An 11,895-nucleotide genomic window follows, 5' to 3' on the forward strand; every position below is an offset into this window, starting at 1 on the left:
AATGGACAAAAATTTCATAAAATTATTCTATTGAGCAAATTATCTGATATTTTACATGAAAAATCACAAAATACAACCGTTTACAGTGAAATTAGTTTCATCAGTTTAAGAAAAAAGGATACTGCACCCTGAATGGACTGTAAGTGTTTACATTAAAAAAGGTACAGGATATACTATACGAGAACTTGATAGGAGGAAAACTTATGAGTAAGCATATTGTAGCAATTACAGCATGTGCAGCAGGTATTGCACATACGTACATGGCTGCGGAATCTCTGGAGCAGGCAGGGAAGAAACGTGGGGATTCTGTACGTGTAGAAACACAGGGGTCCATTGGAGCGGAAAACGTTCTGAGTGAACAGGAAATCAAACAGGCAGACGTTGTCATCGTGGCAGCTGATATTGATATTGATTGTGCCCGCTTTGCTGGAAAACGTGTCATGAAGGTAAGAAGCGTGGATGCAATCAAGGATGCCAACGCATTGATTGAACGTGCATTAAACGAGGCAACGCTGTATGGCGAAAAAGGAAGCAAGGCGGGAAACATCACACTGGGGAAAACGGAAAATCCGATTATCAAACACATTATGAGCGGTATTTCCTACATGGTCCCGATGTGTATTGCCGCAGGTTTACTGCTGGCGATTGCGAATGTATTTGCATTTCAGAAGGACGATCTGGGTAGAATTGTAAACTGGGGCTTTGATAACAAAACAGCGATGGGCTACTTTATGCAGAAGCTGTTCATGGTGGGACAGACAGGCTTCAAGCTGATGATTCCACTGTTCGCAGGCTTTGTTGCGAAATCCATCGCAGACAAACCGGCAATCGCTCCGGCTATGATCGGTGCCTATATTGCCAACGATCCTGAATTTCTGGGAACACAGACAGGCGGTGGTTTCCTGTCTGCGATTCTGGTTGCATTCATCGTAGGATATTTTGTAAAGGGGATGAAGCGTATTCCCTGGCCGAAAATCGTGCAGCCACTTACCGGTATTATGATTATTCCGTTCGTATCCACTCTGGTGATTATGATTATCGTTCTGTTTTTGATCGGTCAGCCGATTGCATTCGCAATGGATGCATTATACAGCGGACTGACAACACTGAATGAACAATATGCGGCAGCTCCATTTATTATCGGGGCGATCATTGGGGCAATGGTCGGCTTTGACTTCGGCGGTCCGGTAAATAAGACGGCATTGATTTTCGGAACAGCTGTATTTACGGATACAATGACCAAATACGGTGTACAGGGTGCCAACTTCGTGCCGCAGAGTGCCACACAGGCAGCGATTTCCGTTGCGCCGCTTGGTATCTGGCTAGCATCTGTGATTTTCAAAAACAAATTCTCAAAAACTGAAAAGATTTCTGCGACAAGCGCCTTCGGCATGGGAATGGTCGGTGTAACAGAAGGGGCGATTCCCTTCGCTGCAGCCAATCCGCTACAGATGATTACCGCAAGTGTGGCAGGCTCTGCACTGGCAGGAGGTCTGGTAGCTTTGACAGGCTGTAAATTTTATGGCGGTATCGGATCACCGCTGGGAACCTTTATCGGATATATCGAACAGCCGATACCCTTTATCACCTGGATTCTCTGTGTACTTGCAGGGATTGTGGTAACGGCATTGATTATCGGCTTCTGGCGAAAACCGGTTGTAGAAGAAAACGAGTAACAGGAGGCAGTTATGGATAAGAGTGTATTTGACAGGCATCATATTCAGTTTGATACAGAAGCGAAAACACAAAAGGAAGCCTTTCATGTGATTGCACACGCAGCATATGAAGCAGGCTATGTAAAGGATGAGAATGCTTATTTTGAAGGTATGTGTGAGCGTGAAAAAGAGGCGACAACCGGCTTTCAGGATGGGATCGCTATACCGCACAGCAAGCATGCGACCTGCATAAAGCCGGGAATCTTCCTTGTGAAATTTGAACACCCGATTGCATGGAATGCGCTGGATGGTGAGCCTGTACAGGTGGCACTGGGGCTTACGATTCCAGAGGATGGCGGTGATGTGCATCTGCGTATCCTGAGCAAGCTGGCACGCAAAATGATCAGTGAGGAATTCCGAACGGCACTGAAAACCGGAACTGATGTTGATGCGCTGTATGAGGTGATCGCTGCAGTGGAGCTGTAAGCGATAGATAGCTATGAAGAAAATGCATGTGTATTCTCATACACATTGGGATTATGAATGGTATTTTACCGCAAGTGAATCCATCATACAGCTGATTTATCACATGGATGAGGTGATTTCCGCACTGGAAAGCGGAACACTGAAGACCTATTTACTGGATTCTCAGGTGAGTATTCTGGAGGAATATCTGCATATGATGCCTGAAAAAGAGCCTGTGATACGCAAGCTGGTAGAAGAAGGAAAGCTGATGATCGGACCCTGGTATACCCAGAGCGATGAACTGATCATCAGTGGAGAAAGCCTTGCGAGAAATCTGTGGTATGGGATAAGCTATGCAAGAGAACTGGGTAACTGTATGATGATCGGTTATCTGCCGGATTCCTTTGGACAAAGCAAGGATATGCCCAAGCTGTATAACGGCTTTGATATTCGCGAAGCTCTGTTCTGGAGAGGAGTTCCCAATGATGTATGTAAACAAAGAGAATTTTACTGGCACAATACTGATGGAAGTGAAGTGCTGTGCTATCATATCCGGGACGGATACTTCTATGGTGGAAATCTGATTTACACCGATGATGTGGATAAGGTGGAAAACCGTGTTTTGAACGGTGCCTCCACAACCCATCAGCTGCTTCCTCTGGGAGGGGATCAGCGTTATGTGGATTTCAATCTGCAGGAGCGTCTGAACTATTACAACGAACGCTCCACACATGATATTCAATATTTTGAAAGCGATTTGGAAAGCTTCTTTAAAGAGCTGCGAGAGGAGGAAGGACTGCCGCAGATTACGGGCGAGTTTATTGATGCCTCCGTTTCCAAGATTCACCACTCCATTTATTCCTCACGCTATGATCATAAACAGCTGAATGATATAATTGAACGACGCATGATTTATCAGCTGGAGCCATTTATGGTTATGCAGATGCAGATGAGGATCAAACCCAAAACCTCACTCCTGAGGAAGCTGTGGAAGAAGGTGCTTTTAAACCATGCGCATGACAGTGCCTGCGGCTGTAACAGTGATGCTACCAACGATGCCATCCTGCAAAGATTAAGGGACTGTGATCAGATGAGCTCGATGCTTTTGGATTATCAGGTACGCAAGCTGAGTGAATCCATCGAGGGAATCCGTGAACAGGATCTGGTGTTCTATAATACGCTGCCATATACTAGAGATGATGTATACCAAGTGTCTGTATCCACGAAAGCAAGGCACTTCCGTATTGTGGATGAAGCCGGCTGTGAGGTTGTTTATGACTGTCTTGGGACACAGCGTGTATACAGCGGAAGCATACGCAGGGATCCGTCTGTATACGATGAGGATTTGTATTATTATCAGAGTGATATCCGTATTGCCATGACGATGAAGCCAATGAGTATGCGTATACTGCATCTGGAAGCATGTGAGCACACGGAACAGCTGCAGGAATGCAGTGCTCTTGAAAATACATTTTATAAGATTACCATGGAAAACGGCAGTCTGCGACTGCTGGACAAAGCAAACGGGAAAGTTGTTGAGGATTTCCTGTATGTAGAGGACAGCGGAGATGAGGGAGATACCTATGATTACTCCTGGCCGGCGCATGACCATATCTATACGCTTCACTTTCAGGATGCACAGGCAGAATGGAAGCATGGAGCACTTGCGGATACGCTGGTATTGCATGGAGCATGGCAGCTTCCCGAGAATTTGCAGGAGCGTGTTGATGGGAAATGCAGTCAGGATATCGCATATACGCTTTGTATACAGCTGCATCAGGCCTCAGATGTATTACAATGTGAAATGACCATTGACAACACGGCGATGGAGCATCGCATGCGTGTGATTTTACGTGGTTTAAGCAGCTCATCCTGCAGTATTGCAGACACCCCGTTCGGTACCATTCAAAGAGCACATGATCCCAAGCACATGGAGGACTGGAAGGAGGCTGGCTATCGTGAGGAGCCTACGCCGATTTATCCGATGCTGCACCATGTATCGAATGGAACAAACCAGGTGCTGACTTGTTTCTGTAAGGGAATAAAGGAATATGAAATCCTGAAGCATACCGATATCGCACTGACACTGTTTCGCAGCGTACCATTGCTTGGACGTCCGGATTTGAACCGCCGTCCTGGAATTGCGAGCGGAAATGAATTTAAATATATACCGACACCGAAATCAGAGCTGCGGCAGACCATGAGCTTCTCCTTTGCCCTGTGCCTGCGGAATGGATACGATGCTATGGAAGTGCAGAAAACATGGCTGCGCTATGCGAATGATGTCCTGTTTTATCAGCTGCAGGAGGTCAACCGCTTTGTGAATACACAGAAATACTTTGTAACTCACCCGTATCCGAATGCGGTAAAACCTCTGCATAGCGCTATTCTCAATATGGATAAAAGTGACTGCCTGCAATTTTCTTCCCTGTATCCGCTGGATGATAAACAGGCGATTCTGCGGGTATATAACAGTCGCAATGAGATGGTAAAGGAAGATTCACTGTGTTATACAGGAGAAACCATACAGCAGACGAATATGCTGCATGAGCCGATCGCTGACTGTGAAGCTGAACAACACCCTGTGACGCTGTCAAACATACAGCCGGAGGAAATCAGAACCTATAAAATCATCGTGAAATAGAGTATAATACCGGTAGCGATGGAGGAATGCATATGGAAAAGGAAATTCTTTTAAGAATCAATCTGGCAAAGGTTAATTTCACCTATGTGGAAGAAACGATTGCACAATATTTCACAGACGGGAGAAAACCGCTCACGATTCACGAGCTCGCAAGAGAGCTTTCTATTTCCAGCTCCTCCATTACACGCTTCTGTAAGAAAATCGGACTGAACAATTTCAAGGAGCTGATGTATCTGTATGAGCAGCATCTGAATATGCAGAATGCGCCGCAGATTTCTAATATTTCATTGGATTTACAGAGTGAATATTTCCGCATCTTTCATCTGGTGGATCAAAACTTTGATGCCAAGGCGATGGAGCAGGTATGCAGATATATTTATGAGCATCGCATTATCAACATCTTTGCATTCGGACTGAGTGCTACTGCAGCAGAGGACTTTCGTTTCCGTTTTTCCCGCCTCGGTAAATTTATAGAGGTCATTCATGATAAGGATGCCATCAAAATGAGCTCGCGGGTATTGCAGAAGCAGGATCTGGTTTTTATCTTCACCCTGCGCGGGAATACCTATCTGGAGGAGCTTGCCGCAGAGCTGACATTACGGGGAATTCTTGTGGTAAGCATTCTGGGAAATCAGAACAGCCGCCTGAAAAAGCTCAGTGATGTTGTTCTGTATACCTCATCGCTGTCCGGGGAGGAGTCCACCGGGATGATATCCGGTCAGATACCGATTTTAATCATGATCGATATGCTGTACTACCATTATGTACGCACCTACAGCGACGCTTTGACAAACTGGGCAAGTACAGAGGAGATTTTAAAGGATCGAAAGGAATAGACATAGAAAAGCTGCAGATATGCAGTTGTTACAGCTTCACATAGAAAGGCTCTCTCCCATGGAGAGGGCCTTCGATGCAGTCGGCATTTTTCACATAGGAATATCGCATGCCATGCAGATAATTCTCGGTATGGAAGCATAGTATTGCCGCATTATGAAGCGAACGAATTTTACGATATAGGAAGCGCATGCCGTAGTGCTTTATAGAAATAACTTTATAAGGAGGAAGCTTATGCTACAATTTCCGAAAGGATTCTATTTTGGAAGTGCCACCAGCGCAACACAGAGCGAGGGGGCATCAGCCATTGATGGCAAAGGAAAAAATATATGGGATATCTGGTTTGAACAGGAGCCCGAGAAATTTCATGACAGAATCGGGCCGAAGGAGGCTTCCGGATTCTATACACAGTATCGGGAAGATATTCGACTCTTGAAGGAAACAGGACACAATTCCTGCCGGATTTCCATTAGCTGGAGCCGTATGTTTCCAAGAGGGGATGGTGAGCTGAATCCGCTTGCCGCAGCACATTATCATAATGTCATTGATGCCTTTCATGAGGAAGGCATTGAGGTCATGATCAATCTGTTTCATTTTGATATGCCGGCGGAATTGCAAAAGCAGGGGGGCTGGGAAAGCGATCATGTTGTGGATGCCTATGTGGAATATGCACGTACCTGCTTTTCTCTCTATGGGAAAAAGGTACGGCGCTGGTTCACCTTCAATGAACCGATCGTTCATGTGGAGTGCGGGTATCTGAACGGCTTTCATTATCCATGCCGCCATGATATGAAGGCTGCTGTACAGGTGGCTTATCATACGGCACTTGCCAGTGCCAGAGCAGTGCAGGCCTTCCATGCGATGTGTGATGGGAAAATCGGCATTATCTTAAACCTGACCCCGAATTATCCACGCAGTCAGGCAAAGGAGGATGTCGAGGCATCCCGCATTGCAGAGCTGTTTTCTGCTCGAAGCTTTCTTGACCCCGCTGTTCTTGGAGTATATCCGAAGGAGCTGGTGGAGCTGTTGAAGGAGCATACGCTTTTGCCGGACTATGAGGAACAAGAGCTTGCAGTCATAAAGGAAAATACCGTGGATTTTCTCGGAGTGAATTATTATCAGCCGATCCGTGTCAAAGCGAAGGAAACACCGGTGGACCCTGCAGCGATGATAACGCCGGAGAGCTTCTATGATTTCTATGAAATGCCAAACCGAAGAATCAATCCCTATCGCGGATGGGAAATCTATCCGAAGGGGATGTATGATATTGCAACCAACATTCGTACCAAATACGATAATATCGAATGGATGATAACGGAAAACGGAATGGGCGTTGAAAACGAAGCACGGTTTATCAAGGATGGCAGAATTGAGGATGACTACCGAATTGATTTCTATAAGGAGCACCTTACCTGGCTGCATAAGGGAATTGAGGAAGGCAGTAACTGTATCGGCTACCATGTATGGACGGGCATTGACTGCTGGAGCTGGCTGAATGCATATAAAAACCGCTACGGACTGATTTCTATTGATTTGGAAACCGGAAAGCGTACGATAAAGAAAAGTGGCTGCTGGTTCCGCGAGCTGGCAGAGAAACGGGGGTTCTAATGGATACGTATCTTTGTTTTGACATCGGAGGAAGCTCTCTGAAATGTGCAGCTGCAGATGAGGAAGGAAGGCTTTTCCATACCAGATCCTATCCTATGAGCGCAGACATAGAGGGACTGCTCGCATATATGAAAGCATATAAGAAGGATATCACCATGCAGGGTGTCGACTTGTCCGGTGTGGCAATCAGCTCCTGCGGGGCAGTGAATTGTGACAGCGGCGTGATCGGCGGAAGCAGTGCAGTTCCCTTTATCCACGGCTTTTCGTGGAAGGAAAGGATACAGAGGGAGCTGGGACTGTGCTGTGAAATAGAGAATGATGCGAACTGTGCTGCATTATCGGAATTGTTTTACGGCAAGGCGAAGAACATACAGGATATGGCGTTTCTGGTGATTGGAACCGGTGTGGGTGGTGCAATCGTAAGAAATCGTAACATTTGCCATGGAGCGCATCGCTATGGCGGTGAATTTGGCATGATGCTGGTAAAGCAGCCGGACGGCAGTGTCCAAAATTTCAGTCTGTGTGCCTCTACCTCGAGTATGGTGCGCAAAATGGAGGCTTTGACAGCGGAAGAATGGAATGGTGTGCGGATTTTTGAAGAAGCACAGCAGGGATATGAACTGTGCAGCAAGGTTATTCAGACCTTTTATGAGGAGCTTGCCTTTGGTGTCTTCAATGTGCAGCATATGCTGGATCCGGAAATGATTCTGTTTGGGGGTGCAATCAGTGCACGAAGGGATTTTACACAGCGAATCATGGAAGCGTATGAGAAGCTGCAGAAGGGGCTGGATTTTGCAACACTGACACCGCGTTTGGAATGCTGTACGTATCGGCAGGATGCCAATCTGCTGGGGGCGCTTGCGCATTACCGGCAGCGTAGGGGATTGGCAGAATAAGGAACAGGAAGGAGATTGTCAGAATTTCCTCCTTTTTATTCACAAAAGTTTTTTTGAGCACGCTGGAATTTTCATAATGATGCTTTTATATTTCAGCTTCACAGTGTGCAGAATGGCTGCGTGCAAATTGCGCTGTTTCTGCGTCCGCAGCCATGCTATACTATAGATGCGCAAAAAGAGAATAGTAAGGTTTCAGCTTTTGATAAATCACAATGAGCATTTAAGGACAGTGAAATGTCTTTGACCATGCGAAGTGCGTCTGTATAAATGCAAAACCTTTTCGTAAGGTACTGCGGCAATTGGCACACAAACTTTCAAGTCATCATGCAAGATGCAGGACACAGGTTTCATCCTACTTCTGCCTTTTCAGCACACGAACAGCTTTTACAGCGCTTATCCGGATGCAATATCTTACAAGAGAATATCATTTTTTTTATGTTACCATACATACAGCGACAGAAAGAAGGAATGGGCATGGCAGCATTGCAGGAGCAGCGACACATCTATTATGATAAAGACCTTCAGATCGAGGCGTATAATTTAAGTGGAATCGTACAGAAATTTCCTGTTCACTTTCATGAATTTTATGTAATCGGATTTATGGAGGGTGGAAAACGTCATCTCTGGTGTCGAAATCAGGAATATGATACACAGCGCGGAGATGTTATTTTATTCAATCCGCGTGAAACACATAATTGTGCGCCGGTAGCCGGAGAGGTTCTGGATTATCGTGCAATCAATGTTCCTGTAGATGTCATGGATAAGGCAGTAAAGGAGATAACCGGGAAACACATCCATCTTCAGTTTAAGGATACGCTGATTCCACAGGCAGAGCTGGCACTGTCCATTCGTGAGCTGTATGATGTTATCGTATCACAGAGCAGTCTGCTGGTACGTGAGGAGGCCTTTTACTTTCTGATTGAACAGCTGCTGGAAGAACATATGGTTCCAGTAGAGGCAAGCAGAGAGCTTACGGAAGCGGTGAAGGCTATGAAGGAATATCTGGATACGCATTATGAAGAATCCATTTCTCTTGATACACTTTCAAAGATTAGCAAGATGAGCCGCTATCAGCTGCTGCGTCTGTTCACCAGAGAGGTTGGTGTTTCTCCATATCGTTATCTGCAATCCATTCGGATCGCAAAAGCAAAGCGTCTGCTGGAACAGGGTGAAGCAATCGGTAAGCTTGCGCTGGATTGCGGGTTTTCCGATCAGAGCCATTTTACAAACTACTTTAAAAGCTTTATCGGTATAACACCAAAGCAGTATCAGAGTATATTCACACAGAAAAGGAGCGAATTGGATGAATGAGCGGATCAAGGGTCATATGCTTGCGTGTATGACTATTCTTATATGGGGAACCACCTTTATTTCAACCAAGGTGCTGCTGCGGGATTTTACACCTTTGCAGATACTGTTCACTCGGTTTATGATCGGTTATCTGGCTTTATGGGCTGTCGCTCCAAGGCTGACCAGAGTTAAAGAGAAAAAGGAAGAGCTGTATTTTCTTGCGGCAGGACTCTGTGGAGTTACCCTGTATTTTCTTATGGAGAATATAGCACTTACCTACACACAGGCAAGCAATGTTGGTATCATCGTGGCTGTTTCACCGTTTTTCACTATGTTTTTCGGAATCTGGCTGTTAAAACAAACGCGTCCCGGAGTACGCTTTTTCATTGGTTTTTTGATTGCCATGACTGGAATTCTCTGTATTTCCCTGGAGGGAAGTCAGAATTTGGCATTAAATCCAAAGGGTGATCTGCTTGCGCTGGGAGCTGCCATCGTATGGGCACTATATTCTACGATAACAAAGAAAATAAGCAACTTTGAATACACAACCATCCCGATGACCCGCAGAATCTTCTTTTACGGTTTGCTGTGCATGCTTCCGGTTATTATGCTATCCGGTATGGAACTGCCGAAGGTGGAACAGCTTACGGGATTAAATATTGCCAATATACTGTTTCTGGGACTGGGAGCCAGTGCGATGTGCTTTGTTTCCTGGAACAGTGCCGTACGTATTCTGGGTACTGTACAGACAAGTGTGTATATCTATGCTGTGCCGGTTGTCACTACGCTGGCATCGGTATGGATTTTGAAGGAAACGGTCACTATCGTCGGTGTGCTTGGTATCGTGATGATTGTATTGGGTCTTCTGCTGTCGCAGAATCGTAAAGGAGAACGTGTATGGAGAAAAACAGAAAATGCGTCATGGTGATGGATGCATCACTGGCACCGGGAATTGCCGCAAATACCGCGGCACTGCTGGGGATGACGCTGGGTAGTAAGGGGAAGGAAGCCATCGGCTGTGATGTTCAGGATGCGGATGGAAATATACATATGGGCATTCTGCAAATACCGCTTCCGATTCTGAAGATGGAAACAGAAAAGCTTCAGGAGTTGCGTCGGCAGCTGTTTGATCAGGAATATAAAGATGTCATTATCGTTGATTTCAGTGATGCAGCACAAACCTGCAATGTGTATGAGGACTGGATTGTGAAGGCAAAAAATCTGCCGGAGAATCAGTTTCATTACCTCGGTATAGGCCTGTATGGTGATAAAAAGAAAATCAACAGATTATGCGGAAGCCTGCCGCTGTACCGGTAATGCAAAAATTTGCACCTTATATACATGATAGATGGAAATTGACACACATAGGTATTTATGGGTAGAAATGAGAAAATGAGAGCAGTACGGAACCGGCATCAATATATCGCCTCCACACTTGCGGTATGCATGGGATTGTTGAAGCTGGCCAAGTGGTAGAAAAAAGACTATATGGAATTCATGAGTCATTTGAACGCTTTAAGGCTGACAAATAGAAGACGACGGCATTCTTCACAGGCATTGATAACTGTAGAAAGAGGATTGGATATCATATCGAATAATTCAAACAGTAAGCAAGGTGCCTTGTAGCAGATATGATAAATGCAGATATAGGATAGAAAAGATAATGCAGAAAAGCAGGCCGGATGAAGATAAAATGAAGGTCTGCTTTTTGTATAAAGCTTTAAGTTTTCAGGTGATTATAATCCAAAAAAACTGCAAAAGGCGGTTTTGCTACCAGTGGTTGCGGATTTGGAATGTATGAAGTATGGTAAAACAGCATAGAAACTGATAGAATACAGTCATCAGGAAATGAGGAAAATGTATGGAATTCAAAGACAATTTATATCGAATAAGAAAAGAAAAAGGAATGTCGCAGGAAGAGCTTGCAGCACTGTGTGATGTATCGCGGCAGGCGATATCCAAGTGGGAAAATGGAGCATCCCAAACAAAAGGATATTAAGAAATAACCTGTGTTTGCCTGCTTGCGAAAATACTTAAGAAATACAGAGATATGGAGAAATGATACTTGAAATAGAGTGTCTTTTTCTATACTGTGAAAGTAAAGAAACGGCAGTTAGCGAACATACCAAATTTATTTTTTGCTATGTTTTTGCTATGTTTGATGAATGCTGAAAATATTATAGACAAGTGCTTAAAAATAGTGTAAAATTAAACCGATTAGGAAAAGAAAAGAAAAATACTTTTTACTTTTTAATTTTAGTTATAAAGGGGTTGACAGATATGCTTAGGAACTGGCATACTATGACAGACAGACAGACAGACAGACAGACAGACAGACAGACAGACAGACAGACAGACAGACAGACAGACAGACAGACAGACAGACAGTAAGGGAAAGTCTGTTTTTTTGCGTACAATCAAATCGTGATTTTAAATACATAGACACCATTATATCTATTTTTAGGTATAGTGGTTTTTTTGTTCTAATGAATAGGGGGTGTAC

9 protein-coding genes and 1 pseudogene are annotated in these 11,895 nt (G+C 44.8%); all 10 read left to right on the plus strand.

Going from position 1 to position 11,895, the window contains the following annotated elements; all coding sequences use genetic code 11:
• Positions 1-203: 203 nt before the first annotated feature.
• Entirely contained in the window at positions 204-1,676 is a 1,473-nt protein-coding gene (locus KSZ58_RS02885; protein WP_008816362.1) for a PTS fructose transporter subunit IIC, read from the plus strand.
• 12 nt (positions 1,677-1,688) lie between these two features.
• Positions 1,689-2,141, plus strand: a complete 453-nt coding sequence (locus tag KSZ58_RS02890; protein ID WP_008816363.1) for a PTS sugar transporter subunit IIA — start codon at positions 1,689-1,691, stop codon at positions 2,139-2,141.
• Positions 2,142-2,154: 13 nt separating this feature from the next.
• Positions 2,155-4,764, plus strand: a complete 2,610-nt coding sequence (locus KSZ58_RS02895) for a glycoside hydrolase family 38 C-terminal domain-containing protein (RefSeq protein ID WP_009269934.1) — start codon at positions 2,155-2,157, stop codon at positions 4,762-4,764.
• Between the two features lie 32 nt (positions 4,765-4,796).
• Positions 4,797-5,600: a MurR/RpiR family transcriptional regulator gene (locus tag KSZ58_RS02900; RefSeq protein ID WP_008816365.1), complete on the plus strand. Its 804-nt coding sequence runs from the start codon at positions 4,797-4,799 to the stop codon at positions 5,598-5,600.
• Between the two features lie 232 nt (positions 5,601-5,832).
• Positions 5,833-7,206 carry a glycoside hydrolase family 1 protein gene (locus tag KSZ58_RS02905; RefSeq protein WP_008816366.1) on the plus strand — a complete coding sequence of 458 codons (1,374 nt, stop codon included), beginning with the start codon at positions 5,833-5,835 and terminating at the stop codon, positions 7,204-7,206.
• Positions 7,206-8,102: an ROK family protein gene (locus tag KSZ58_RS02910; protein WP_009269933.1), complete on the plus strand. Its 897-nt coding sequence runs from the start codon at positions 7,206-7,208 to the stop codon at positions 8,100-8,102. Before KSZ58_RS02905 ends, KSZ58_RS02910 begins: the two co-directional genes overlap by 1 nt.
• Before the next feature lie 474 nt (positions 8,103-8,576).
• Positions 8,577-9,413, plus strand: a complete 837-nt coding sequence (locus KSZ58_RS02915) for an AraC family transcriptional regulator (RefSeq protein WP_002606325.1) — start codon at positions 8,577-8,579, stop codon at positions 9,411-9,413.
• Positions 9,406-10,320, plus strand: coding sequence for a DMT family transporter (locus tag KSZ58_RS02920; RefSeq protein WP_008816368.1), 915 nt, complete (start codon positions 9,406-9,408; stop codon positions 10,318-10,320). The genes KSZ58_RS02915 and KSZ58_RS02920 overlap by 8 nt, the downstream gene beginning before the upstream one ends.
• Positions 10,290-10,709 (plus strand): DUF2000 domain-containing protein, encoded by a 420-nt coding sequence (locus KSZ58_RS02925; RefSeq protein WP_008816369.1) that lies wholly within the window; start codon positions 10,290-10,292, stop codon positions 10,707-10,709. The genes KSZ58_RS02920 and KSZ58_RS02925 overlap by 31 nt, the downstream gene beginning before the upstream one ends.
• Positions 10,710-11,253: 544 nt before the next feature.
• Positions 11,254-11,370, plus strand: a pseudogene (locus KSZ58_RS02930) (helix-turn-helix transcriptional regulator); the annotation flags it as partial.
• Positions 11,371-11,895 lie beyond the last annotated feature (525 nt).

The sequence above is a fragment of the Erysipelatoclostridium sp. DFI.2.3 genome, assembly GCF_019132535.1.
Lineage (GTDB): Bacteria > Bacillota_I > Bacilli_A > Erysipelotrichales > Erysipelotrichaceae > Clostridium_AQ > Clostridium_AQ innocuum.

What these genes read in the sequence shown, in the direction of transcription:
- KSZ58_RS02885 (WP_008816362.1), top strand. Translation starts at nt 204, where the DNA reads ATGAGTAAGCATATTGTAGCAATTACAGCATGTGCAGCAGGTATTGCA.
- KSZ58_RS02890 (WP_008816363.1), top strand. Translation starts at nt 1,689, where the DNA reads ATGGATAAGAGTGTATTTGACAGGCATCATATTCAGTTTGATACAGAA.
- KSZ58_RS02895 (WP_009269934.1), top strand. Translation starts at nt 2,155, where the DNA reads ATGAAGAAAATGCATGTGTATTCTCATACACATTGGGATTATGAATGG.
- KSZ58_RS02900 (WP_008816365.1), top strand. Translation starts at nt 4,797, where the DNA reads ATGGAAAAGGAAATTCTTTTAAGAATCAATCTGGCAAAGGTTAATTTC.
- KSZ58_RS02905 (WP_008816366.1), top strand. Translation starts at nt 5,833, where the DNA reads ATGCTACAATTTCCGAAAGGATTCTATTTTGGAAGTGCCACCAGCGCA.
- KSZ58_RS02910 (WP_009269933.1), top strand. Translation starts at nt 7,206, where the DNA reads ATGGATACGTATCTTTGTTTTGACATCGGAGGAAGCTCTCTGAAATGT.
- KSZ58_RS02915 (WP_002606325.1), top strand. Translation starts at nt 8,577, where the DNA reads ATGGCAGCATTGCAGGAGCAGCGACACATCTATTATGATAAAGACCTT.
- KSZ58_RS02920 (WP_008816368.1), top strand. Translation starts at nt 9,406, where the DNA reads ATGAATGAGCGGATCAAGGGTCATATGCTTGCGTGTATGACTATTCTT.
- KSZ58_RS02925 (WP_008816369.1), top strand. Translation starts at nt 10,290, where the DNA reads ATGGAGAAAAACAGAAAATGCGTCATGGTGATGGATGCATCACTGGCA.